Raw genomic sequence first — 22,435 nt, 5'->3', positions numbered from 1 at the left:
GGGGTCGTACAGCAACGCCTCCCACCGTCACGCCCCGTCACCGCCCCCGCGTCACCGCCCCCGGCCCCGCACCCCGCGTCACAGCCCCAGCCACATGATCAGCCGGTCCTCCCCGGGCCCCAGATAGCCCCGACGCACCCCCTCCTCGGACGAGAAGCCCAGCGACCGGTACAGCATGATCGCCGCCGCGTTCGTCGGTTCCACCGTCAGGCGCACCTCGTGCACGTTCTCCCGCCGTAACTGGCGCAGCACTTCGAGCATCAGTTGCTTGCCCATGCCCCGGCCCCGCTGGTCCGTGGTGACGGCCAGGCTCAGGACCCAGCCGACATAGCCGTCCGTGGTGGTGGCGAACAGGACGTAGCCCCGCAGGCTCTCGCCGTCGTCGAGGACGAGGATGCGGTCGCCGTGCACGTCGTAGAACTGGCGCAGGACCAGATAGGTGTACGCGTCGCCCGGGAAGACCTCTCTGTCCACGCGCAGGAGTTCGGGCAGATCGGCCTCCGTGACGCCCCGCATGGTCAGGGGCCGCTCCGCACGGTCGGCGCGCAACGCCTGGTCAGCGCGGCCGCCCCCGGCAGGGAATCGTTCCTCTGGAAGAGCCGTCATACCGCCCCCTGGGAGAAAGAAGTCAAAAGCACGCCGACACCCGTACGGGTGGTACGGGTGAGACGCCTGCTCTCTGCCTGTCTGGTGTGTTAGGCAGAGTTCCCACCATCTTGAGCGGGAAATCAACACCGTTCAAGGCCGCGCCCGGCCAGGAATCCATACGCCACGATGCGCCCCCAGTGCGCCCGGTTTTGGTACCGTGAGCGCGCTCGGTTTTGGTACCGTGAGAGAATGACCTTGAGACCGTCGGGGGGTGCCCAGTTGACCCAGCTGAAAAATGCCGACGTGTCCTGGGGTGCTTTTGACCCGAAAGCCTACGTCAAGCACAACTACCGCGCCTTACAGTCGGAGGACGCGGAGATCCTCGATGTGGTCCGAGACCATTTCGCTGATCATTTCCGGAGACCGGGCGTCGGCCCGGTCCGCGGCATCGACGTAGGCGCCGGAGCGAATCTCTATCCGGCACTCGCCATGCTGCCGTGGTGCGACGAGCTCACCCTCTTCGAGCGCTCGCCCGCGAACGTCAGGTACCTCAAGCGTCAGGTCGACTCCTACGACGAGAACTGGGACCAGTTCTGGGACGTCCTGTGCGAGGACGAGGCGTACGACTCCCTCGCCATGGACCCGAGGAAGAAGTTCGCCAAGACCGTCGACGTCGAACTCGGTGACATCTTCGACCTGCAGCGGCACGAGGGACGGTGGTCCGTGGGGACCATGTTCTTCGTCGCCGAGTCGATGACCAACTCCCACCGGGAGTTCGCCCTGGGCGTCGAACGCTTCATGCGCGCTCTCGCCCCGGGCGCCCCGTTCGCTGCCGCCTTCATGGAGCATTCGAAGGGTTATCACGTGGGCGACTATTTCTTCCCGGCGTGTGACGTGGGAGAATCCGAGGTGCGTGCGAGTCTGGAGCCGTTCGCCGACGAGTTCATCGCCAAGCGTCTCAAATCCTCGGCCGCCGTGCGCAACGGTTATACGGGAATGATCGTCGCCTATGGCCGGCGTCGGTAATCGGACGGTCATATTCCGTTCGGCTGGGCGAAAAAGTCCGCACGGTGACTCTTCACCACAGAACAACGGTGAATTTTCACAACAGAAGAGGGGAATACTCCTCAAGTGACAGCAGTGCGGTCTGTGTGAGGGGCATGGGATGCAGATCAAGCCACGCCAGCATCTGCTGGACATCTGGCAGGCGATCGGCCGGAACTCTTTCGACGGGGGAGAGTGGGTCTGGGGCGAGTGGGGCGGAGAGAGCAGCGTCGCCGACGCGGAGCGGCTGCTCTGTCTGCTGTACCCGGCCACGGAGATGCCCGCGTTCCGGCTGGACGACCCGGACACCACACAGGAGGACGTCCAGCAGGTCCTGAAGAAGGCCGGCGGGCGGCTGGACCTCCCGGCCAACCTCGTCACGGCCGCGGCCGATTTCATGCGGACGCACACCGGTGAGGACAAGAGGCCGACCTTCGCCGGGGGTTACTACTTCGGGCCCCGCGACAAGACCCAGGAACTCACCGAGGAGCAACGCCAACTCGGCGTGGTCGACTCGTTCTCCATGTCGATCACGCTCTGTCTGGCCACCCTGGGCTTCCTCAAGATCTACGAGACCAGGACCAGACGCAGCGACATCAAGGAGACGATCGCCGAACTGCGCGTGGCGACCAGCAACCGGCTCACCGCCGCCATGGTGAGCATGCTGCGCTCCTTCACCGTCAACGTCTACGACATGGACTCCTCGCAGGGGCAGACCCTCACCGAACTCCTCGGCCAGGGGCGGCTGTCGTCGCGGCAGGTGCTGAGCAAGTTCCAGAACCGCTTCCGCCCGCTGCGCGCGGCGATCGTCGAGAGCCTGAGCCTCGGTATCGACGTCGAGGAGAGGCTCAAGGACGAGAGTCAGCTCTTCGAATGCGGCTGGGCGTGGAGCATGGTGAAGGACGCCCCCGAGATCGAGACCAGCGAACCCATCGGGCCGCAGCCCGAGGGTGTGGCCAACCCGGTGCCGTACCTGTACTTCACCGTGGTCGCCCTCGACGGTATCCAGGACCTGTTCTCCGACCGCACCCTCACCCTGGGACTGCTCAACACCGAACAGCAGAAGCTCGCCGAGGCGCTCCGGCTGCGCTGGGAACTCACCCAGCAGTTCTGGTCCCGCATCGCCCGCTTCGACGCCGAGCGGTGGCCCCTGGAGGACATCCCCTGGCGTACCACAGTGCAGAAACTGGAGAGTGAGTACTTCTCCCTCTCCGTCGCCGCCATCCTCGTCCACGACCTGATGCGGCGCCGGGCCACCGACGACGACCTCACCCGCACCGTCGGCATCATGGAACGCCTCGCCGAACGCGGCCGCGTCACCAGCCGGATGACGCGCGAGGACCCCATGGTCCACGAGCTGCACAACGTCGGCGTGTCCCTGCCGTTGCAGGGCAGCGAGCGACTCGGCCCGCTCATGACGTGGTCCATGACCGACTTCTCGGCCCAGCTGCTGAAACGGACCATCCAGCTGTGCACGCTCTCACGCAACCTGGCCTCGCACGACCGGCTGCTCCGACTCGCCGAGGACGTCTTCGACCACATGTGGCGGCGCCGCATCCGCGAGGGCGAGGGCGCCGGCCTCTGGGACAACGTCCACGCCGCCTATCCCCAGGCGGAGATCCAGAAGCGGCGGGTGCCGGTGTCGTGGAGCATCACCGAGCGGGTCACCGAGGTGATGGTCCAGGCGTACGAGATGTACCGGCAGCCACCGATCCGCAGCCTCGAACTCACCGAGCTGGCAAGGGCGTTGCTCAGCGAGTCCGCCCATCTGCTGGGCAACGAACAGATGGAACCCGCCCCCACCGACGACGGCCGGCACGGGATGCAACTGAGGAACATCGAGGTAAAGTTGCGCCGCGCCCGCACCCTCGTGGACGAACAGCCGGGTACCGCCTACGCGTTGACGCTCGACGTGCTGGGACAACTCGACTCGCTCGCCCGGGCCCGGGAAGCCGCGGACCGGGGAGTGTGACGCCGTGCTGATCTTCGCCGCCTCCGACAAGGGGGGCACGGGCCGCTCCGTGACCAGCGCCAACCTCGCGTACCACCGGGCGCTGGCCGGCGACGACGTCTGCTACCTGGACTTCGACTTCGGCTCGCCCACCGCCTCGGCTGTCTTCGACGTCGCCGACGCCCGGCAGACCGTCGAGGACCGCGGCCTGCACTCCTACCTGACGGGCGAGGTCAGCGAGCCGGAGCGGATCGACATCTGGGCCAAGACCGAGCACCAGGTGCTGCGCGACCCGCCGCCCGGATCCGGCCGCCTGGTGCTGATGCCCGGCGACCTCGGCGGCGGCGAGTTCGCCACCACCGACGAGAACCTGCGTCTCTGTGTCGACCTGCTGATGAAGCTGTACTACGAGTTCGACCTGGTGATCGTCGACCTCAGCGCCGGCCGCAGCTACGCCGTGGACATGGCCCTGGAGGCCACCGCACAGCCCGAGATGAGCGAGATCACAGCCCGCTGGCTGGTCTTCCACCGCTGGACCCGCCAGCATGTGGCGGCCGCGGCGAGCCTGGTCTTCGGCAAGCGCGGCATCGTCGCCGGCGGCGTCGCCCGCGGCCACGACGAGGAGGCACTGCGCGCCGCCATCCGGTTCGTACGGGCCGCCGTACCCGATCCCGAATCGGCGCTGTGGCGGCAGGTCTCGCCCACCCAGTCGGCGTGGATGCGCAAGACCGACGGCGACCTCAAGCAGCTCGCCTCCACCCACGGCATCGGCTACAGCCAGGTCCTCGGCTCCGTGCCCCTTGAACCGGTCCTGCAGTGGCGCGAGCAGCTCATCACCGACGAGGACGTGCTCGACAGCCAGATCGCCAACATGGAGACCTGGCAGGCGCTGAGCCGGCTCGCCGGCCGGCTCACCGACGACAAGTACTGGGAGCAGGCGTGACCGAGGCCGTCTTCCGGGAGACCACCGCGGAGCCCCGCACCCAGTCCGTGCCGCTGTCCCACCTCTCCCTGGAGCTGGGCCACCTCTACATGGAGGACTTCGAGGCGGGCCCCGAGCGGCTGGGCGAGCACTTCGCCGAGGTACGGCTCTGGGTGGACGCCGCGCGTGCCTCCGCCGCCCGCCGCACCGGCGGCCGGCGCCCCCGCATCAGCACCTGCTTCCTGATCGACGACTACTTCACCCGGTTCTCCACCCCGGCCGAACTGATCCCGCTGGTACGGAAAGAGGCCGACAAGGCCGGCCTGGTCATCGACTACCTGGCCCGGGAGTCGGGCTGCGCGGTCGCCGACCGGACCGAGCTCGCCGAGTCCGTCATGCACCGCCTGGTCGAGTCGCCGCCGCCCGGCAGCTACGGCTCCCGACCGCCCGTCAGCCAGACCGGCTGGCTCGCCAACGGCCAGCGCACACCCACCGCCGCCCGCAGCGCCCTCGGCGAGGTCAAGGGCTGGCAGCCGCCCCAGGAGACCGCCGCCCGCAACCACTCCGTCTTCATGGACGTCGAGCTGTGGTCCGAGAAGGACGGCCGGCGCCTGTGGTCCTGCCCCTTCCTGGCCGCCGTGTGGCAGCTGGCCCGGCTCGGTCTGCTGCGGCACCTCGGCGAGGCCGTACTGGAGCCGCGCCCCTGGAACGGCGAGGACTTCCCCCACGACTGGGACCGCCTGCCGCCCCTGGTCAAACTGAACGAGAACGCGGCGCCCTTCAGCGCCTACCGCACCTGCACGCTCATGGCGAACCGTTTCCTGGCCGTCGAGGACGCCGTGCGGCTCATCCTCGACCAGATAGATGTCGACTCCGGGGCGCTGAGGCAGGTCGCCGAGCGCTCGGCCCGGGAAGGGCTCGCGGTCCCGGACGCGGTCGCCCAGCGCGCGACGTACGTCTTCTACGAGGAGCCGGCCGGCCCGCTCCCCGGCGAGCCCGGCGAGGAGGGCTGACATGGCGACGGCCGTCGGACAGCCCGCGCGGCCCGTCCTCGCCTGCGGCGAGGTGCGCACCTGTCTGCTGCCGTCCTTCCAGGCGCTGGACGGCCGGGCCGCCGCCCAGCTGCTCAGACTGCGCGCCGACGAGCATGTGCGGGTCTCCGAGCGGCCCACCATGTACGCCCTGTCGCCCGCGGTCCTGACCGGCGTGGACTGCCGGCTGCCCACCTCCAACGGCGCCAAGGTCCGGGCCGTCGGCACGGTGGCCGCCCGCGCGGCGCTCACCGAGGGCCGCCTGTTACAGGCCACGGCGTTCTTCGGCACGCCGCTCGCGGGCCCCGACACCCGTCGGCCCTGGGGGCACTACCTCGTCCGGCCCGGCCTGGTGGAGCCCTTCGGCAAGCTGCCCGAACAGGCCACCGCTCAGGGCGTGCTGAGCGGCGCCGGCCGCGGCGAACTCGACCTGGGCATGATCGCCGAGGGGCTGCTGACCCGTCTCATCCGCCACCCGCTCCTCGACCGCAAGCCGCCCTTTAAGTCCCGTCGCACACACCTGCGTTGGGTGGCACGCCGGGCCCCCGAGGGCGAGCCGGCGGCGCTGCGGAGGTTCACCCTCGCCGAGGGCGGGCTGCGGACGGTGGAACTGCTGCTGCCCGACGACGTCCCGGCCGCCGCGGCCGCCGGACTGTGTGAGGATCTCGCCCTGCACGACTGGCTTTTGACGACCGTCCAGCACATGCTGGACAACAATCGGCCGGGCACGGCGGACGGACCCTCGGCGGTCCTGGCACTGCGCCCCGCCGTCGATCATCTGCTGCATCTCTGGATGCCGCGCGCACACGTGGACCCGGCACTGGGTCACCTGTGGGACGTGCTGGAGAAGAAACCGGGGTTCTCCCGTCAGTGGGACAACCTGCGCCAGCGCATCCGCGATCAACTGGCCGTCCAGGCCGTACCACTGCTGCACCAGGCACTGAGCACGCGCTGAGGGCGGCACCGACCACTTACCCGACGGGGGAGACATGGTGATGAGTGGAGCGTCATTAGGAGCAGGAAACAACGGAGCGGGCATGCGACGCCATGACCAGCGCATGCCCAAGCTGTTCTGGCGGCTGATCGTCAGCGCCTCGGCGGCAGGGGTGACGTTTCTGCTGACCGCCCTCCTGGACTCGAGCAACGGGGACATCTGGCAGTGGACCGCGTCCATCGTCATCGGCAGCGCGGCGCTGATCGTGCAGTACATGGTGGACCTCGGCGAGCGGTTCGAGCGGGTCGACCAGCGGTTCGCGGAGATCATCGCCGCGACGGAGCTGTTCAGCCAGGTCGACGGTTCGGTGCTGCGGTCCGGGGAGGTGACCCGGCTGGTCATGGGGTACACCAAGGTCCGCGAAGAGGGCGGCGACATCGTCCAGGCCTTCGCCGAGAAGGAGCTGGCCCGCCTCGCCAAGCTGATGGAGGGCCTCAGCAGCGGCAGCGCGGACTGCCCGGGCGAGAACTACGAGTGGCTGCTCGACGTCACCGACTGCGTCAAAATGACCCTCGACGCCACCAGCACCTCCGTGGACCGCGACTTCTGGTACAGCGGGCCCGCGGAGCGGTATCTCGCCGCGCAGGAGAAGGCGATCAAGCGGCGGGGTGTGGAGATCCGGCGCCTGTTCGTCGTGAAGGAACCACGCGACGTCACCGCCAGCCTCAGAGACCTCTGCGCCGAGCACGGCAGGCGGGGCATCGACACACGGATCGCGGTGCGGTCCCTGCTGACGTCCAACTCCCGGGTGAACGACTTCATCATCTTCGACGGGGAACTGTCCTACGAGACCTCACCCGACCTCCAGTCCAACCCGGACGGGACCTGGCTGAGAACGGAGGCGGAGCACCTGGAGGACCGCGTCAACCAGTTCAACGAACTGTGGGCGGAGGCGGCACCGCAGCCCGAGCCCGTGCCTCAGCCCGTGCCTGAGCCCGCCCCTGTGCCGCAGCCGGGGAGGGCCCCGACGGTCACTTGAGCACGCCGAGGAAGTCGACCCAGGCCTCGGCGGCGAAGACAAGAAGAGGGCTGTCCGAGGCAAGCTTGCTGTCCCGGACCGGGACGACACCGGGGACTCCGTCGGCCACCTCGACGCAGTCCCCACCGTTGCCGTCGCTGTAGGTGCTCTTACGCCAGCGGGCTGCGCCGGGGAAGTCGTACGCGACCTCGACGCAGTTGCCGCCTTCGCCGTTGCTGTAGGTGCTCGTGCGCCAGTTGGCGTTGCTCAGGTCGTACTCGCGCATCGTCTGTGGTCCTCTGCCATCGACTCGATCAGGGCGAGGGACGCCTCTGGCGACAGCGCGGCGACCCTGAGCAGATCGTATGCGCGATGCGTCCGCTTCACCACGGCCGGGTCGTCCATCAACGTTCCCGAAAACGACGTCTCTGTATAGGCGACAGGCGGCGCGTCGTCGAACTCCATGAGCCGCAGATCGCCGGTCATGGACGCGTGGGCGCCGGCCGTGTACGGAAACACCGTCACCATCACTGTGCGCTCGCTCGCCAGTCGGACGATGTGCTCAAGCTGCTCGGCCATCGTCTCGGGCCCGCCCACGGGGATCCGCAGCACGTTCTCGTGCAGGATCACCCAATACTCGGGCCTTGTAGCGTCCTTGAGGGTCCGCGCTCGTTCCAGGCGCCCGGTGACCATGTCTTCGACGTACTCGTCGGTGACGAACGGGTTGGCTGCGATGGTGACCGCCCGCGCGTACCCCGCTGTCTGCAGCAGCCCCGGCACCAGCGCCGGCGCGAACTCGCAGATCTTCGTGGCCAGGGCCTCCAGCTCCGCCGCCTTCGCGAAGTAATCCGCGTACCGCGGGTCGTCAATCAGCTTCTTGCACAACCGCTCGAAAATACCGTCGGTTTGCAGCACACCGTCAATCCGCTGCGCGATATCCAGCTGCGGTTTTCGAATGGCCTGTTCGAACTGGCCGATGTAGGGGCCGGAGACGAAGACCCGTGAGCCCAGTTCCACTTGGGTGATTCCCGCGTCCTCCCTTCTCCGCTTGAGCTCTGCCCCGAAGAACTCCCAGACCGCCTGCCGTGAACCGTTGGCCATGGCCAACCTCCTTGTGCTGACCCGCACTTGTAGTGCGCAGACTCTGCCGAGTGTAGGCCGAGAAGGGCATTGTGGAGATAGAAAGAGTGAAACCGGAAAAGGAAGGGGAACACGGTGGATGCACGACATGCGGCGCTCTGCGTCGAAGAAGCGGAGGACACGGTGAATGAATTGCGAACTACACTCCTTATCGCGGGAATCAAACTTCCGTCATTGGGGCTCGACCCGGTGAGTCTCGCGCGGGAGGCACCCTGTCCGCTCGTCGAATTGGGGCGGTGTTCCGTGGAGACCGCGCGCCGGCTCGTGGAGGCGCTGCGTTGAAGCCTCCGGTGGGGTCGTATGCCGTGGACACCCGGACGGACAGGGTGGGGATCGTCATGGGGCACGAGGGGCCGTACGTGCAACTGAGGCCGTACGGCGGCGGCAGGGAGTGGGACGTCGAACCGGAGGCCGTGCGCGGGGCCACCCCGGCCGAACGGCTGAGCGCGGCGACGGCGTACGCCAACGCCCGCAGCCGCGGTGAGGTCCCTTGAGGCGGGGCCGGCGAGGGCAGACATGAGCGGGTGCCTGGTGGCAGGACTCGCTCCCGCTCGGTCTCCGGGAGCGGTTACGGGAACGGTCAGGTGGGGGCGCCGAGGGTGAAGCCTCGGTCGGCGATGATTTCGGTGCCGGTGGCGAAGGGGGCTGGCCGGAGGCGGTGAAGAGGATGAAGTCGGCGTTTTCGTCGGGGGCGGCGTTCCGGGGGACGGCGAGTCGTCGACGGGGATGAGCGGGTGGACCTGTCCGGTCAGCCCAGCGACGCGCTCGCCGTACGCAGCTCGTCCAGGGCCGCCAGGACGTAGCCGGCGAGCTCTTCCTTGGGATCACGGTCGCCCTCGGACCATTCGGCGTAGCCCCGTTTGAAGGCGAGGACGCCCAACTCGCCCGCGAGAGCCGCTGTCGGATCGGGTACGCCGCGGGCGACCAGAGCGGTTGTCATCGAGGCCGCGAGGCTGATGGTCTTGAGAGCGTCACGCTCTTGAAGCTCGGTGCTGGCGGCCACGGCAGCCTTCAGGCGAGGGGCGAGCTCGCGATTCATGGTGCCCATCGCGCTCGACGCGCGCTCAAGACCGGCAGCGACCGCCTCTAGTGGGCTGGCGTTTCCGGGCGCCTCGGTGATCCCCTCGGCCAGCAGCAGGCTCAGCGTCTCCTGACCGGCCACCAGAAGCTCTCGCTTGTCGGGGAAGTGCCGGAAGAAGGTGCTTTTGGTGACCCCGGCGCGCTCGGCGATCTGCGCGACCGTCGTGGCGTCGTACCCCTGCTCAGTGAACAGGTCCACAGCAGCCACGACAAGGCGTTCGCGTGCGCCTGGTTCCCACCGAGCCATGACCCCATCATACGTGATGGGACTCTTGTCCCATCATCCTGCTAGAGTGACGGGACAAGAGTCCCATCACTGGGAGGGTCCTATGCACGTCTTTGTCACGGGTGGCACCGGTCTGATCGGTTCCGCCGTCGTCGCCGAGCTGCTCGGCAACGGCAACAGCGTCCTCGCGCTCGCCCGCTCCGACGCCTCCGCGCTGGCCGCCGAGGAGGCCGGAGCCGAGCCCCTCCGGGGAGGTCTCGCCGATCTGGACGTCCTTCGCTCCGGCGTCGCTCAGACCGACGGGGTGATCCACCTGGCATTCGCCAACGACTTCAGCAGCCCCGACGCCGTCTCCAAGGCGGTCGCCGAGGAAAGTGCGGCCCTCGCGACGCTCGGCGAGGAACTCGTCGGCAGCGACCGGCCCTTGGTCACCTGCTCGGGTACGCCCTATGTGCCGGGCCGTGCCTCCACCGAGGCCGACCCGGTGCCGACCGACGGGCCGGTCGGTGGTCGTGGCCGCGCCGTCACGGCGGTCCTGGGCCTGGCCTCGCGCGGGGTCCGCAGTACGGCCGTACGCCTGCCGCGCACGGTCCACCACCAGGGCGACGGCGGATTCGCCGGTCTGCTTACCCACATCGCCCGCCAGACCGGAGTGTCGGGTTACCCGGGCGACGGCGCACAGCGCTGGCCGGCCGTGCACGCGCTCGACGCGGCAGTCCTCTTCCGGCTCGCCCTGGAGCAGGCGGAAGCCGGTACCTCCTGGCACGCCGTGGCCGACGAGGGAGACCATGTGCGTGACATCGCCGCGGTCATCGGCCGACGGCTGGGCCTGCCGGTCGAGTCGGTCCCGGCGGAGACCTACGGCCCTCTCGGCCCTATCTTCGCGCACGACCAGCCCTCGGCCAGCAGCCACACCCGGCAGGTGCTCGGCTGGGAGCCGAAGCACCCGCGCCTTCTGGAGGACCTGGAGAACATCCAGCCCTGACCGGTGACCGGGAGGCCCGCTCGCGGTGCTCGCGCCGACAACGGCAGACCCGCACCTGCATCACTCGCGGCCGGCCTCTCGGCGCAGCGACGTCCTGTCCCCGTCCGCGCCCGGTCAGCGCGCTCCGGCTCCTGACTTGTTTCCCCATCGTCGTCAACGACCAAGCCCACTGACGCCGGGCCGCCACCCGCGCGGCAGCAAAACGTCCCGCACTGTCGACCTGCCCGTGGCGAAATCGGGTTTCCACGGCATCGCCGGCTGTGCGGCAATTCACGTCCACAACCAACAGGAGGTCCCGTCATGGTGACAGTTGTCTTCGGCGCTCGCGGTAACGTGGGTCGTCATGTGGCCGATGGCCTGCTGGCCGCCGGTGAGCAGGTCAGAGCAGTCAGCAGAACCCCAGCCGTGGGTTTGACGCCCGGGTGGGAAGCGGTCGCCGCCGACCTGGACCGTCCCGAGACGCTGACCGCAGCCCTCGACGGCGCCGACAAAATGTTCCTGTACGGAATGCTCGACCCCCAGAATCCCTACGACGTCGAGAAGGTCGCTGCGACGGCCACAGCCGCGGGGATACGGCAGGTGGTCCTGCTCTCGTCGGTGTCGGTCCTGAACCCCGATGCCGACCACCTGGTCCCCCGCCTGAACCGCACGATCGAGCAGGCCATCCAACGGTCCGGCATGGACTGGACGTTCCTCAGGCCGGGGACGTTCGCGACCAACACCCGCACCTGGTGGGCCGAAATGATCCGTACCGACAACGTCGTCCGGCTTCCCTATCCGCTCGCACAGTCGGCACCGGTGCACGAGAAGGCCATCGCGGCGCTCGCGGTGACCGCTCTGACCGAACCGGGCCACTCGCACCAGGCCTACACCATCTACGGGGCCGAGTCCCTGACCCTGCAACAGCAGGTCGAGTACATCGGCGAGGCCCTCGGCCGCCGCATCCGGATCGAACACGTCTCCGACGAGCAGGCTCGCGCGGACGTGGGTAGAACGATGCATCCGGCATTGGCCGAGGCGATCGTGAGTCAGTGGGCCGCCGCCAACGGCGTCCCGGTCCCGACCTCCGTCATCGCCGAAAAGATCACCGGCACGCCGGCGCACACCTACGCCCAGTGGGCCGTCGACCACGTCGACGACTTCCGCTGAGCTTGTCGTCAACCTGCGGTTACGCCCGGCGCCGTGCTGCCGGGTAGCTCGCGGCGACGTGGGCGGTGACGGCGTCGCCTCGTACCCGACCCGAAGGACAGCAGAAGTCTTCAACTGTTGCGGGTTTCACTCAGGGATCCTTATGGATGCCGCATAGCGCAGCGTGTGTGGGTCCCTGGGTGGTTCTGCCCCGTTTGGCCACCGCGAGGTCGCCGCACGCGGGTCCCCGGAGCGCTTCCCGCGTAGGCGAGAATGGCTTCATGAGTCTGTTCCGCGACGACGGCATCGTGCTGCGCACCCAGAAGCTGGGTGAGGCGGACCGGATCATCACGCTGCTCACGCGCGGTCACGGACGGGTACGGGCCGTGGCCCGCGGAGTGCGCCGGACCAAGTCGAAGTTCGGGGCGCGGCTGGAGCCCTTCTCCCATGTCGACGTGCAGTTCTTCGCGCGGGGGAGCGAGCTGATCGGGCGCGGGCTGCCGCTGTGCACGCAGAGCGAGACCATCGCGCCGTACGGCGGCGGGATCGCCGCGGACTACGCGCGCTACACCGCCGGGACGGCGATGCTGGAGACCGCCGAGCGGTTCACGGACCATGAGGGCGAGCCGGCGGTGCAGCAGTATCTGCTGCTGGTCGGCGCGCTGCGGACGCTCGCCCGCGGTGAGCACTCCCCGCATCTCGTGCTCGACGCGTTCCTCCTGCGCTCCCTCGCCGTCAACGGGTACGCCCCCAGCTTCGGCGACTGTGCGAGGTGCGGGATGCCCGGGCCCAACCGGTTCTTCTCCGTCGCGTCCGGAGGCTCGGTCTGCGTCGACTGCCGGGTGCCCGGGAGCGTCGTACCGTCGCCGGGGACCCTGGAACTCCTCGGGGCGCTGCTCACGGGAGACTGGGAGACCGCGGACGCGTGCGAGGCGCGGCACGTGCGGGAGGGGAGCGGGCTGGTGTCCGCCTATCTGCACTGGCACCTGGAGCGCGGGCTGCGGTCGCTCAGGTACGTGGAAAAGTCGTAGGCACCACGGACGTAAGCACGACAGTCGTAAGCACCACAGAGGAGACGAGAAGCACATGGCCGTACGCGGGATCCTGGGGCGCCAGCGACGCGAGTACAGGACACCGGAGCCGCACCCGTCCGGGGCCCGCCCGCCGAAGTTCCCGAGCGAGCTGGTCCCCAAGCATGTGGCGATCGTCATGGACGGGAACGGGCGCTGGGCGAAGGAACGCGGGCTGCCGCGCACCGAGGGGCACAAGGTCGGCGCCGAGCGGGTGCTGGACGTGCTCCAGGGCGCGATCGAGATGGGCGTCGGGTCCATCTCGCTGTACGCCTTCTCCACCGAGAACTGGAAGCGGTCGCCGGACGAGGTGAAGTTCCTGATGAACTTCAACCGCGACTTCATCCGCAAGACCCGGGACCAGCTCGACGAGCTGGGGATCCGGGTGCGCTGGGTGGGCCGTATGCCCCGGCTGTGGAAGTCCGTCGCCAAGGAGCTCCAGATCGCGCAGGAGCAGACCAAGGGCAACGACAAGCTGACGCTGTACTTCTGCATGAACTACGGCGGCCGGGCCGAACTCGCGGACGCGATGAAGGGGATCGCGGAGGATGTGAAGGCGGGGCGGCTGGACCCGTCGAAGGTCACCGAGAAGACCATCCAGAAGTACCTGTACTACCCGGACATGCCGGACGTCGACCTGTTCCTGCGGCCCAGCGGCGAGCAGCGCACCTCCAACTACCTTCTCTGGCAGAGCGCTTACGCCGAGATGGTCTTCCAGAACGTCCTGTGGCCGGACTTCGACCGACGTGACCTGTGGCGGGCCTGCCTGGAGTTCGCGTCCCGGGACCGGCGGTTCGGCGGAGCCATCCCGAACGAGGAGCTGCTGGCCATGGAGGGCAAGCAGGAGTAGGCCCCTTCAGGGCCGAAGCGGGGCCTGGGGGCACGGCCCCCAGGGGCGCGCGCTCCCTCTCACCCGCACGAAATCCGGCTCACCCCGTGGCGCACCCCGCGGCGCACTCCGCGCAGGTGCCGAAGATCTCCACCGTGTGCGCCACGTTCACGAAGCCGTGTTCCGCCGCGATGGCCTCCGCCCACGTCTCCACGGCAGGGCCCTCGACCTCGACGGCCTTGCCGCAGACGCGGCAGACGAGGTGGTGGTGGTGCTCGCCGCTGGAGCAGCGGCGGTAGACGGACTCGCCGTCGGAGGTGCGCAGGACGTCGACCTCACCGGCGTCGGCGAGGGACTGGAGCGTGCGGTAGACCGTGGTGAGTCCGACCGAGTCGCCCTTGTGCTTCAGCATGTCGTGGAGTTCCTGAGCGCTGCGGAACTCGTCGACCTCGTCGAGGGCCGCAGCGACGGCGGCCCGCTGCCGGGTCGCACGGCCCTTCACGGACGGTCCTGCGGTGGTCACCGGTTGCCTCCTCGCGTCTGCCCCTGCCCGGGCCATTGTGCCAGTCCGGCCTGTCAGCGGTCCTGTCCGTGGTCAGACGCCGAGCTTCCCGTCCGGCGTACGGCCGGCCGGAATCACACACTCCGCCGGATCCCCGGTGGGCTGTGCGGCGGCCAGTGCCCGCGCGCGGCGCCGGGCCAGCGGGGTGGCCAGCGCGGTCAGGGCGATGAACGCGGCGATGGTCAGCAGCACGATCGTCGCGCCGGGCGGTACGTCCTGGTAGTACGAGGTGACCGTGCCGCCGATCGTCACGCTGATGCCGATCGCGACCGCGACCGCGAACGTCGCCGCGAAGCTGCGGGTCAGCTGCTGGGCCGCCGCCACCGGCACCACCATCAGCGCCGAGACCAGCAGCAGGCCGACGACGCGCATCGCGACCGTCACCGTCACCGCCGCGGTGATCGCCGTCAGCAGGTTCAGCGCCCGCACCGGCAGGCCCGTGACCCGGGCGAACTCCTCGTCCTGGCTGACCGCGAACAGCTGGCGGCGCAGCCCCAGGGTCACCAGGACCACGAACCCGGCGAGCAGACAGATCGCGGTGACGTCCGACTCGCTCACCGTCGACAGGGAGCCGAAGAGGTACGAGGTCAGGTTGGCGTTGGAGCCCGTCGGCGCGAGGTTGATGAACATCACGCCGCCGGCCATACCGCCGTAGAAGAGCATCGCGAGGGCGATGTCGCCGCGGGTCTTGCCGTACCAGCGGATCAACTCCATCAGGACGGCGCCCAGGACGGACACCAGGGTCGCCATCCACACCGGGGAGGCGTTCAGGAGGAAGCCGAGGCCGACGCCCGTCATGGCGACGTGGCCGATGCCGTCGCCCATCAGGGCCTGGCGGCGCTGGACGAGGTAGATGCCGACGGCGGGGGCGGTGATGCCGACCAGGACGGCGGCGAGCAGGGCCCGCTGCATGAAGGCGTAGTTCAGGAGATCCATCAGCTCAGCAGTCCCGTACGGATCGGTGCGGCGCCCGCCGGAGCGTGCGGGTGGACGTGGTCGTGGCCGGGCAGGGCGTGCTGGCCGAGGGCCTGCGGGGGCGGGCCGTCGTGCGTGACACAGCCGTCGCGCAGGACGACCGCCCGGTCGATCAGGGGCTCCAGGGGGCCCAGTTCATGGAGGACGAGCAGCACCGACGTACCGGAGGACACCTGGCCCCTCAGCGTCTCGGCCAGGACCTCCTGGCTGGCCAGGTCCACGCCCGCCATCGGCTCGTCCATGATCAGGAGTTCGGGTTCGGCGGCGAGAGCGCGGGCGATCAGCACCCGCTGGTGCTGGCCCCCGGACAGGGCGTTCACGGAGTCCTTCGCGCGGTCGGCCATGCCGACCAGGTCCAGGGCCCGGCGTACGGCGGCGTGGTCGGCCTTGCGCAGCACGCCGAAACGGGCGCGGGACAGCCGGCCGGACGAGACGATCTCGGTGACCGTCGCGGGCACGCCGCCCGCGGCTGTGGTGCGCTGCGGGACGTAGCCCACCCGCGCCCAGTCGCGGAAACCGTGCCGGGGGACGCCGAACAGCTTGATCTCGCCGCCGCTGACCGGTACCTGGCCGATGATCGTGCGGATCGCGGTCGACTTGCCGGAGCCGTTGGCGCCGAGCAGCGCGACGACCTCACCCCGGTCCACGGTGAGGTCGATGCCGCGCAGGACCGGCCGTGAGCCCAGCTCGGCGCGCACGCCGCGCAGGGAGATGACGGGGTCGCTCACGAGGTCCTCCGTGGAGATCATTGGAGATCGTTGGAGATCATAGAGATCAGTTGGGATCAGTCGGGATCATCTGGCGCCGAGAGCGGTCTGCAGCGCCTTGAGGTTGGACCCCATGACCTGGAAGTAGTCGTCGCCCTTGGACTTGGACGTGATCCCCTCGACCGGGTCGAGGACGTCCGTCCGGAGGCCGGAGTCGGAGGCGATGGTCGTCGCGGTCTTGTCGCTGACGAGCGTCTCGTAGAACACCGTGGTGACGCCGTCGGCCTTCGCCATCTTCTCAAGGTCCTTGACGCGGTCGGCACTGGGCTCCGACTCGGGGTCGAGGCCGTTGATGGCTTCCTCGGTGAGGCCGTAGCGCTCGGCGAGGTAGCCGAAGGCGGCGTGCGTGGTGACGAAGACCTTGGTCCGGGAGTTCGCCAGGCCGTCCTTGAACCGGGTGTTCAGGGCGTCGAGTTTCCCCACCAGGGCCGCGGTGTTCTTCTTGTACACGGCCGCGTTGTCCGGGTCGGCCTTCTCGAAGGCCTTGCCGACGCCCTCGGCGACCTGGGCGTAGCGCACCGGGTCGAGCCAGATGTGGGGGTCGAGGCCGGCCAACTCGTGGTTCTCGTGGCCGTCGTGCTCGGCCGCGTGGCCGCCGACCTCGTTGCCGTGCTTCTCCAGCGAGGTGAGGGAGGCGGCGTCGATCTTCGTGCCGATCTCGGACTGGGCCACCGCGTCGTCGACGGCGGGCTGGAGGTTCTTCAGGTAGAGCACCGCGTCGGACTCCTGGAGCTGCGCGGTCTGCCGCGCGCTGATCTCCAGGTCGTGCGGCTCCTGGCCCGGCTTGGTCAGGCTGGTGACGTTCACCCGGTTCCCGCCGATCTGCTGGGCGAGGAACTGCAGCGGATAGAACGACGCGACGACGTCGAACTTGTCCGTGTTGCCGGCGGCCGCGCTGTCGATGGAGCAGGCGGAGAGGGTGCCGAGGCCCAGTGCGGTGACGGCGGTCACGGCGGCCGTGGGTATGAGGCGACGTCCTACGTTCATGACACTCATTTTCATCAAATATGGAAACCGTTGTCAACAAGGGGTCTGGGTGGCGGGCGGGCAGGGGGTGGGCGGGGGCCGAGCGGGGGTCGGTCAGAGGTCGGTCAGAGGTCGGTCGGGGGGTCGGGCGAGCGTCTGAAGGCCATCCGATTTGATTGAGGGGCAGGCGGCGCCGGTAACCTGAGGCATTCGCTCTGAAGCACCTTGCTTCGTCGCCCGTCGTCGTAATGAAGAGAGCACCGTGGCCGCCGACAAGATCGACACCATCGTCAGCCTGAGCAAGCGCCGTGGCTTCGTATTCCCCTGCAGTGAGATCTACGGCGGACAGCGCGCCGCCTGGGACTACGGCCCGCTGGGTGTCGAGCTCAAGGAGAACCTCAAGCGCCAGTGGTGGCGCTACATGGTGACGTCGCGCGAGGACGTGGTCGGCATCGACTCGTCCGTCATCCTGGCCCCCGAGGTCTGGGTCGCCTCCGGCCATGTCGCCACCTTCTCCGACCCGCTCACCGAATGCACCTCCTGCCACAAGCGGTTCCGCGCGGACCACCTGGAGGAGGCCTACGAGGCCAAGAAGGGGCACGCCCCGGAGAACGGCCTGGCGGACATCAACTGCCCCAACTGCGGCAACAAGGGCCAGTTCACCGAGCCCAAGCAGTTCTCGGGTCTGCTCGCCACCCACCTCGGCCCGACCCAGGACACCGGCTCCGTCGCCTACCTGCGCCCCGAGACCGCGCAGGGCATCTTCACCAACTTCGCCCAGGTGCAGACCACTTCGCGCCGCAAGCCGCCGTTCGGCATCGCGCAGATGGGCAAGTCCTTCCGCAACGAGATCACGCCCGGCAACTTCATCTTCCGCACCCGCGAGTTCGAGCAGATGGAGATGGAGTTCTTCGTCAAGCCGGGCGAGGACGAGAAGTGGCAGGAGTACTGGATGGAGCAGCGCTGGAACTGGTACACCGGCCTTGGCCTGCGTGAGGAGAACATGCGCTGGTACGACCACCCGGCCGAGAAGCTCTCCCACTACTCCAAGCGCACCGCCGACATCGAGTACCGCTTCCAGTTCGGCGGCAACGAGTGGGGCGAGCTGGAGGGTGTCGCCAACCGCACCGACTACGACCTCGGCGCCCACTCCAAGGCCTCCGGCCAGGACCTGTCGTACTTCGACCAGGATGCCCAGGAGCGCTGGACCCCGTACGTCATCGAGCCGGCGGCCGGTGTCGGGCGCGCGATGCTCGCCTTCCTGCTCGACGCGTACTTCGAGGACGAGGCCCCCAACGCCAAGGGCAAGCTGGAGAAGCGCACGGTGCTGCGGCTCGACCCGCGGCTGTCCCCGGTGAAGGTCGCGGTCCTTCCCCTCTCGCGGAACCCCGAGCTGTCCCCGAAGGCCAAGGGCCTCGCCCAGGCACTGCGCCAGAACTGGAACATCGAGTTCGACGACGCGGGGGCGATCGGCCGCCGCTACCGGCGTCAGGACGAGATCGGTACGCCGTTCTGCGTGACGGTGGACTTCGACACGCTGGAGGACAACGCGGTGACCGTCCGCGAACGTGACTCCATGAAGCAGGAGCGGGTGTCGCTGGACCAGATCGAGGGGTACCTGGCCGCGCGTCTGGTCGGCTGCTAGGCACTGTCGGGGCAACTGCTCCCGGGGCTCCTGCTCCCCAGGACTCCTTGCGTGCTCTTCGGCCCTCGATACGGGTCCCTCTGTGGACCTGTGTCGAGGGCCGTCGCGCTACCAGGGCAGACCGCATGAGCCTCGCGTTTCCTCACCACTTCCATGTGCGACGGCTGACAAATGACAGCTGACAGATATTGAAATCTGTCAGCTGTCATGACACGGTGGATGTCATGACGACGCACACCCGCACTCTCGGAACCACCGGCCCCCAGGTCTCCGCCCTCGGCCTCGGCTGCATGGGCATGTCGGCGCTGTACGGCGATGCGGACCGGGCCGAGTCGATCGCCACGATCCACGCCGCCCTGGAGGCGGGCGTGACCCTGCTCGACACCGGCGACTTCTACGGCATGGGCCACAACGAACTGCTGATCGGCGAGGCGCTGCGCACCGCGCCCGCCGCCCGCCGCGAACAGGCCCTGGTCAGTGTGAAGTTCGGGGCGCTGCGCGACCCGGACGGCAGCTGGTCCGGCTACGACGGCCGCCCGGAAGCGGTGAAGAACTTCGCCGCGTACTCGCTCCAGCGCCTCGGCGTAGACCACATCGACGTCTACCGGATCGCCCGGCTCGACCCGGCCGTACCGATCGAGGAGACGGTCGGCGCGATCGCCGAGCTCATCGAGAAGGGGCACGTCCGCCATGTCGGCCTGAGCGAGGTCGGCGCCGACACCATCCGCCGGGCCGCCGCCACCGCCCCGATCGCCGACCTCCAGATCGAGTACTCCCTCATCTCCCGCGGCATCGAGGCCGAGATCCTGCCGGCCACCCGTGAACTGGGGATCTCCGTCACGGCGTACGGCGTCCTGTCCCGGGGCCTGATCTCCGGGCACTTCGCCCGTGACCGGCAGCTCGCCGCGAACGACTTCCGGGCGTACTCGCCGCGTTTCCAGGGCGAGAACCTCCAGCACAACCTGAACCTGGTCGAGGCGCTGCGGAAGATCGCCGAGCAGAAGGGGGTCAGCGTCGCCCAGATCGCGATCGCCTGGGTCCTGTCCCGGGGCGACGACATCGTGCCGCTCGTCGGCGCGCGCACCCGGGAGCGGCTGGTGGAGTCGCTGGGCGCGCTGGACGTCACGCTGGACGCGGCCGACCTCTCCGCGATCGAGGACGCCGTACCGCCCGGTGCCGCGGCGGGCGACCGCTACCCGGCGGCGCAGATGGCACACCTGGAGAGCTGATCCCCCTGCCCAGGTACGGTCTGACCATGTCACCGACCTCCGAGACCCTGACCGCCGAGCGCATCCTCGTGGCCACCGAGGAGGTGCTGCGCCGCCACGGCCCGGCCAAGGCCACCGTGGTGGACGTGGCCCGCGCGCTCGGCGTCAGTCACGGCAGTGTCTACCGGCACTTCCGGACGAAGGCCGCGCTGCGGGAGGCGGTGACCAAGCGGTGGCTGGACCGGACGACCGAGGCGCTGGCCGGCATCGTCGCCGGGGACGGTGACCCGGAGACCCGGCTGCGGGACTGGCTCGCCGGGCTGTTCGGCGCCAAGCGCCGCAAGGCGGGCGACGATCCGGAACTGTTCGCCACGTACAAGGTCCTGACCGGCGAGGCCGGCGAGGCGGTCGGCCAGCACATCGACGAGCTGATCGGCCAGCTGGCCACGATCGTCCGCGCGGGCGTCGACACCGGCGCCTTCACGAGCACCGCCCCGGCAACCACCACCGCCCCGGCAACCACCACCGCCTCGGCGAGCACCACCGCCTCGGCGAGCACCACCGCCTCGGCGAGCACCACCGCCTCGGCGAGCACCACCGCCTCGGCGAGCACCACCGCCTCGGCGATCACCGCCACTGCCGCCGCCGTCTTCCACGCGACGGACCGCTTCCACGACCCCTGCCACTCCCGGGAGTGGGAACGGCCCGGTATCGAGGGTGAGTTCGAGGCAGTGGTGGAGCTGGTGGTCCGAGGTTTGCGGGCGGTCCAACCGGCCTAGGCCTGGCCTAGGCCTGGCCTAACCCAGGAGAGCACTCCGAAGCCGCGCAGGGACCCCCTGTGTCGGAGAAGGGGCCCCCCGTGTCGGAGATCCGGCGGCACGAACTCGCCGCCTTCCTGCGCCACCGCCGCGAGCACATCCCCCCGGAGCAGGTCGGCCTGGAGCGCGGCCGCAGGCGCCGCACGCCGGGACTGCGCCGTGAGGAGGTCGCCCAGCTCTCCGCGGTCGGCGTCACCTGGTACACGTGGCTCGAACAGGCGCGGTCCATCCAGGTCTCCGTCCAGGTCCTCGACGCCCTCGCCCGCACCCTGCTGCTCGACCCCAGCGAACGCGCCCACCTCTTCCGGCTTGCCGGAGCCGTGGACCCGACACCGGCCACCGTCTGCCCGTCGATCACCCCGGCGCTGCAGACGGTGCTGGAGCAGCTGGAGCCGGTGCCGGCCTGCGTGCAGAACAGCCGGTACGACATCCTCGCCTACAACCGCACGTACGGGCTGCTGCTGTGCGACCTGGACGCGGTGCCGCCCGAGGACCGCAACTGCATGCTGCTCTGCTACACCCACGACGAGTGGCGCTCCTCGATCGTGCACCTCGCCGAGACGCAGCGTCTGATGGCCGCCCGGTTCCGCGCCACCATGGCCGGGCACCTCGCCGAGCCCGCCTGGAAGATGCTGCTCAAGCGGCTGCGCGCGGAGTCCCCGGACTTCCGGGAGGCCTGGGAGCGGCACGAGGTCGGCGCCCACCGGATGCGGCGCAAGGAGTTCCTCAACCGGTACGTCGGTCGCGTGGTCGTCGACCACACCGACCTGTGGCTGGGGCCGGAGGCCGGACCGCGCTTGGTGACGTACGCACCCGCCGACGAGGAGTCGCGGCGGCGGCTGGAGCGGCTGCACGCACTCGCGCTGGAGCGGGAGCGGGAGCGGGAGCGGGAGCGGGAGCGGGAACAGAGGCGGGGGCGGGGACGGGAGAACGAGCGCGAGAACGGAGTGGCCTTGTCCCGCGGATGACTCTCCGAAGTGCGGGAACTCGGCCACCGAGAGGTGAGGCAACGACCCGAGGAGAGTCATGGCCGAGCAGAATTCGACACAGAATCTCCCGCAACCGCTGCGAGCGGCCGCCTCGGTACTGCGCAAGGTGCCCGGCGCCGGAACGGTGGGCCGGGCGGCCGAGGGTGCGCTGGACAAGGTCGGAGCGGTGTCGCCGCGGGGGCGGCGGCTCGCCGTGTACACCGGCGCCGGAGTGCTCGGCGTCGCGGGAGTCGTGGAATGGCCCGTCGCCGTCACCGGAGCGGCGGTGGCGTGGCTGACGCAGCCGCGGCAGCCGGAGACGGTGACGGATCGGAAGCCCGAGGTCGAGGGGGCCGAAGGGGCCGAGGGGACCGAGGCCGTCGGTGGATCAGCCGGTGAATCAGAGGGTGCCGGAGCGTCGGGCGGCAAGGCACCGACACCGCAGGTGCTGGCGTCCAGTACCCCCTCGTCCCGGGGGCGTACGGCGACGCCGGACACGCCCTCCGACAAGCTGCCCACACACCATGCCGACCACGCCGCGCCGGGCCGGCATGACGGTACGAGCGGCTGAGGGAGCGTG

Annotated in this window: 25 protein-coding genes; 17 read left to right on the top strand and 8 right to left on the bottom strand. The window is 69.3% G+C overall.

Annotation, left to right across the window (positions count from 1 at the left end; all coding sequences use genetic code 11):
* Nucleotides 1-78 precede the first annotated feature (78 nt).
* Nucleotides 79-606 (bottom strand): GNAT family N-acetyltransferase, encoded by a 528-nt coding sequence (locus M2271_RS27165; RefSeq protein WP_280889958.1) that lies wholly within the window; start codon nucleotides 604-606, stop codon nucleotides 79-81.
* 231 nt (nucleotides 607-837) lie between these two features.
* Here M2271_RS27165 and M2271_RS27160 point away from each other — a divergent pair, with 231 nt between their 5' ends.
* The 6 genes from M2271_RS27160 (at nucleotide 838) to M2271_RS27135 (ending at nucleotide 7,509) form a co-directional block, all read left to right on the top strand.
* A complete protein-coding gene (locus tag M2271_RS27160; RefSeq protein ID WP_280889957.1) occupies nucleotides 838-1,614 on the top strand; it encodes an SCO2525 family SAM-dependent methyltransferase in 777 nt (258 codons plus the stop codon).
* A 139-nt stretch (nucleotides 1,615-1,753) separates the two neighbouring features.
* The gene (locus M2271_RS27155; RefSeq protein ID WP_280889956.1) at nucleotides 1,754-3,604 is read left to right on the top strand and encodes an SCO2524 family protein; all 1,851 of its coding nucleotides are present in this window, start codon (nucleotides 1,754-1,756) and stop codon (nucleotides 3,602-3,604) included.
* 4 nt (nucleotides 3,605-3,608) lie between these two features.
* Nucleotides 3,609-4,526, top strand: coding sequence for an SCO2523 family variant P-loop protein (locus tag M2271_RS27150; RefSeq protein ID WP_280889955.1), 918 nt, complete (start codon nucleotides 3,609-3,611; stop codon nucleotides 4,524-4,526).
* Complete coding sequence (locus tag M2271_RS27145) at nucleotides 4,523-5,518, top strand: SCO2522 family protein (protein WP_280889954.1); 996 nt, start codon at nucleotides 4,523-4,525, stop codon at nucleotides 5,516-5,518. Before M2271_RS27150 ends, M2271_RS27145 begins: the two co-directional genes overlap by 4 nt.
* A 1-nt stretch (nucleotide 5,519) precedes the next feature.
* Nucleotides 5,520-6,491, top strand: a complete 972-nt coding sequence (locus tag M2271_RS27140; protein ID WP_280889953.1) for an SCO2521 family protein — start codon at nucleotides 5,520-5,522, stop codon at nucleotides 6,489-6,491.
* Nucleotides 6,492-6,573: 82 nt separating this feature from the next.
* Nucleotides 6,574-7,509, top strand: a complete 936-nt coding sequence (locus tag M2271_RS27135) for a DUF6879 family protein (protein ID WP_280889952.1) — start codon at nucleotides 6,574-6,576, stop codon at nucleotides 7,507-7,509.
* Here the strand turns inward: M2271_RS27135 and M2271_RS27130 are convergent.
* Both M2271_RS27130 and M2271_RS27125 read right to left on the bottom strand, forming a co-directional pair.
* A complete protein-coding gene (locus M2271_RS27130; protein WP_280889951.1) occupies nucleotides 7,502-7,774 on the bottom strand; it encodes a DUF397 domain-containing protein in 273 nt (90 codons plus the stop codon). The genes M2271_RS27135 and M2271_RS27130 overlap by 8 nt on opposite strands.
* Nucleotides 7,756-8,589: a helix-turn-helix transcriptional regulator gene (locus tag M2271_RS27125; protein WP_280889950.1), complete on the bottom strand. Its 834-nt coding sequence runs from the start codon at nucleotides 8,587-8,589 to the stop codon at nucleotides 7,756-7,758. The genes M2271_RS27130 and M2271_RS27125 overlap by 19 nt, the downstream gene beginning before the upstream one ends.
* Before the next feature lie 114 nt (nucleotides 8,590-8,703).
* Between M2271_RS27125 and M2271_RS27120 the strand changes: the two genes are divergently transcribed.
* Both M2271_RS27120 and M2271_RS27115 read left to right on the top strand, forming a co-directional pair.
* Nucleotides 8,704-8,910 (top strand): hypothetical protein, encoded by a 207-nt coding sequence (locus M2271_RS27120; protein WP_280889949.1) that lies wholly within the window; start codon nucleotides 8,704-8,706, stop codon nucleotides 8,908-8,910.
* Nucleotides 8,907-9,122, top strand: coding sequence for a hypothetical protein (locus M2271_RS27115; protein ID WP_280889948.1), 216 nt, complete (start codon nucleotides 8,907-8,909; stop codon nucleotides 9,120-9,122). Before M2271_RS27120 ends, M2271_RS27115 begins: the two co-directional genes overlap by 4 nt.
* 254 nt (nucleotides 9,123-9,376) lie before the next feature.
* Here the strand turns inward: M2271_RS27115 and M2271_RS27110 are convergent, their stop codons facing one another.
* The gene (locus tag M2271_RS27110) at nucleotides 9,377-9,955 is read right to left on the bottom strand and encodes a helix-turn-helix domain-containing protein (RefSeq protein ID WP_280889947.1); all 579 of its coding nucleotides are present in this window, start codon (nucleotides 9,953-9,955) and stop codon (nucleotides 9,377-9,379) included.
* 82 nt (nucleotides 9,956-10,037) lie between these two features.
* Here M2271_RS27110 and M2271_RS27105 point away from each other — a divergent pair, with 82 nt between their 5' ends.
* The 4 genes from M2271_RS27105 (at nucleotide 10,038) to M2271_RS27090 (ending at nucleotide 13,967) form a co-directional block, all read left to right on the top strand.
* Complete coding sequence (locus M2271_RS27105; RefSeq protein ID WP_280889946.1) at nucleotides 10,038-10,919, top strand: SDR family oxidoreductase; 882 nt, start codon at nucleotides 10,038-10,040, stop codon at nucleotides 10,917-10,919.
* A 300-nt stretch (nucleotides 10,920-11,219) separates the two neighbouring features.
* Nucleotides 11,220-12,068, top strand: coding sequence for an NAD(P)H-binding protein (locus M2271_RS27100; RefSeq protein ID WP_280889945.1), 849 nt, complete (start codon nucleotides 11,220-11,222; stop codon nucleotides 12,066-12,068).
* A gap of 260 nt (nucleotides 12,069-12,328) precedes the next feature.
* Nucleotides 12,329-13,078 carry a DNA repair protein RecO gene (gene recO / locus M2271_RS27095; RefSeq protein WP_280889944.1) on the top strand — a complete coding sequence of 250 codons (750 nt, stop codon included), beginning with the start codon at nucleotides 12,329-12,331 and terminating at the stop codon, nucleotides 13,076-13,078.
* Between the two features lie 55 nt (nucleotides 13,079-13,133).
* Nucleotides 13,134-13,967 (top strand): isoprenyl transferase, encoded by an 834-nt coding sequence (locus M2271_RS27090; RefSeq protein ID WP_280889943.1) that lies wholly within the window; start codon nucleotides 13,134-13,136, stop codon nucleotides 13,965-13,967.
* 79 nt (nucleotides 13,968-14,046) lie between these two features.
* Here M2271_RS27090 and M2271_RS27085 read toward each other — a convergent pair whose 3' ends face one another.
* The 4 genes from M2271_RS27085 to M2271_RS27070 form a co-directional block, all read right to left on the bottom strand.
* A complete protein-coding gene (locus M2271_RS27085; RefSeq protein ID WP_280889942.1) occupies nucleotides 14,047-14,469 on the bottom strand; it encodes a transcriptional repressor in 423 nt (140 codons plus the stop codon).
* A 72-nt stretch (nucleotides 14,470-14,541) separates the two neighbouring features.
* Entirely contained in the window at nucleotides 14,542-15,444 is a 903-nt protein-coding gene (locus M2271_RS27080; RefSeq protein WP_280889941.1) for a metal ABC transporter permease, read from the bottom strand.
* Nucleotides 15,444-16,232, bottom strand: coding sequence for a metal ABC transporter ATP-binding protein (locus tag M2271_RS27075; protein ID WP_280889940.1), 789 nt, complete (start codon nucleotides 16,230-16,232; stop codon nucleotides 15,444-15,446). Before M2271_RS27075 ends, M2271_RS27080 begins: the two co-directional genes overlap by 1 nt.
* Nucleotides 16,233-16,277: 45 nt before the next feature.
* Nucleotides 16,278-17,237, bottom strand: a complete 960-nt coding sequence (locus M2271_RS27070) for a zinc ABC transporter substrate-binding protein (RefSeq protein ID WP_280889939.1) — start codon at nucleotides 17,235-17,237, stop codon at nucleotides 16,278-16,280.
* Nucleotides 17,238-17,478: 241 nt separating this feature from the next.
* On the opposite strand from M2271_RS27070, the gene M2271_RS27065 reads away from it, so the two are divergent.
* The 5 genes from M2271_RS27065 to M2271_RS27045 all read left to right on the top strand — a co-directional run bounded on the left by M2271_RS27065 (nucleotide 17,479) and on the right by M2271_RS27045 (nucleotide 22,426).
* The gene (locus M2271_RS27065; protein ID WP_280889938.1) at nucleotides 17,479-18,861 is read left to right on the top strand and encodes a glycine--tRNA ligase; all 1,383 of its coding nucleotides are present in this window, start codon (nucleotides 17,479-17,481) and stop codon (nucleotides 18,859-18,861) included.
* Between the two features lie 224 nt (nucleotides 18,862-19,085).
* Entirely contained in the window at nucleotides 19,086-20,090 is a 1,005-nt protein-coding gene (locus M2271_RS27060) for an aldo/keto reductase (protein ID WP_280889937.1), read from the top strand.
* Between the two features lie 26 nt (nucleotides 20,091-20,116).
* Nucleotides 20,117-20,848: a TetR/AcrR family transcriptional regulator gene (locus M2271_RS27055; protein WP_280889936.1), complete on the top strand. Its 732-nt coding sequence runs from the start codon at nucleotides 20,117-20,119 to the stop codon at nucleotides 20,846-20,848.
* Nucleotides 20,849-20,928: 80 nt separating this feature from the next.
* The gene (locus tag M2271_RS27050; protein WP_280889935.1) at nucleotides 20,929-21,855 is read left to right on the top strand and encodes a helix-turn-helix transcriptional regulator; all 927 of its coding nucleotides are present in this window, start codon (nucleotides 20,929-20,931) and stop codon (nucleotides 21,853-21,855) included.
* A gap of 58 nt (nucleotides 21,856-21,913) precedes the next feature.
* Nucleotides 21,914-22,426, top strand: coding sequence for a hypothetical protein (locus tag M2271_RS27045; RefSeq protein WP_280889934.1), 513 nt, complete (start codon nucleotides 21,914-21,916; stop codon nucleotides 22,424-22,426).
* Nucleotides 22,427-22,435 lie beyond the last annotated feature (9 nt).

Source organism: Streptomyces sp. LBL (genome assembly GCF_029893585.1).
In the GTDB taxonomy this organism is placed as follows: Bacteria; Actinomycetota; Actinomycetes; order Streptomycetales; family Streptomycetaceae; genus Streptomyces.
This window is presented reverse-complemented; position numbering and strand designations above follow the sequence as displayed.

Bases quoted from the DNA above. Each gene is read 5' to 3' on its own strand.
- M2271_RS27165 (WP_280889958.1), bottom strand. From the start codon at position 606: ATGACGGCTCTTCCAGAGGAACGATTCCCTGCCGGGGGCGGCCGCGCT.
- M2271_RS27160 (WP_280889957.1), top strand. From the start codon at position 838: ATGACCTTGAGACCGTCGGGGGGTGCCCAGTTGACCCAGCTGAAAAAT.
- M2271_RS27155 (WP_280889956.1), top strand. From the start codon at position 1,754: ATGCAGATCAAGCCACGCCAGCATCTGCTGGACATCTGGCAGGCGATC.
- M2271_RS27140 (WP_280889953.1), top strand. From the start codon at position 5,520: ATGGCGACGGCCGTCGGACAGCCCGCGCGGCCCGTCCTCGCCTGCGGC.
- M2271_RS27135 (WP_280889952.1), top strand. From the start codon at position 6,574: ATGCGACGCCATGACCAGCGCATGCCCAAGCTGTTCTGGCGGCTGATC.
- M2271_RS27130 (WP_280889951.1), bottom strand. From the start codon at position 7,774: ATGCGCGAGTACGACCTGAGCAACGCCAACTGGCGCACGAGCACCTAC.
- M2271_RS27125 (WP_280889950.1), bottom strand. From the start codon at position 8,589: ATGGCCAACGGTTCACGGCAGGCGGTCTGGGAGTTCTTCGGGGCAGAG.
- M2271_RS27110 (WP_280889947.1), bottom strand. From the start codon at position 9,955: ATGGCTCGGTGGGAACCAGGCGCACGCGAACGCCTTGTCGTGGCTGCT.
- M2271_RS27105 (WP_280889946.1), top strand. From the start codon at position 10,038: ATGCACGTCTTTGTCACGGGTGGCACCGGTCTGATCGGTTCCGCCGTC.
- M2271_RS27100 (WP_280889945.1), top strand. From the start codon at position 11,220: ATGGTGACAGTTGTCTTCGGCGCTCGCGGTAACGTGGGTCGTCATGTG.
- recO (WP_280889944.1), top strand. From the start codon at position 12,329: ATGAGTCTGTTCCGCGACGACGGCATCGTGCTGCGCACCCAGAAGCTG.
- M2271_RS27090 (WP_280889943.1), top strand. From the start codon at position 13,134: ATGGCCGTACGCGGGATCCTGGGGCGCCAGCGACGCGAGTACAGGACA.
- M2271_RS27080 (WP_280889941.1), bottom strand. From the start codon at position 15,444: ATGGATCTCCTGAACTACGCCTTCATGCAGCGGGCCCTGCTCGCCGCC.
- M2271_RS27075 (WP_280889940.1), bottom strand. From the start codon at position 16,232: ATGATCTCCACGGAGGACCTCGTGAGCGACCCCGTCATCTCCCTGCGC.
- M2271_RS27070 (WP_280889939.1), bottom strand. From the start codon at position 17,237: ATGAACGTAGGACGTCGCCTCATACCCACGGCCGCCGTGACCGCCGTC.
- M2271_RS27060 (WP_280889937.1), top strand. From the start codon at position 19,086: ATGACGACGCACACCCGCACTCTCGGAACCACCGGCCCCCAGGTCTCC.
- M2271_RS27055 (WP_280889936.1), top strand. From the start codon at position 20,117: ATGTCACCGACCTCCGAGACCCTGACCGCCGAGCGCATCCTCGTGGCC.
- M2271_RS27045 (WP_280889934.1), top strand. From the start codon at position 21,914: ATGGCCGAGCAGAATTCGACACAGAATCTCCCGCAACCGCTGCGAGCG.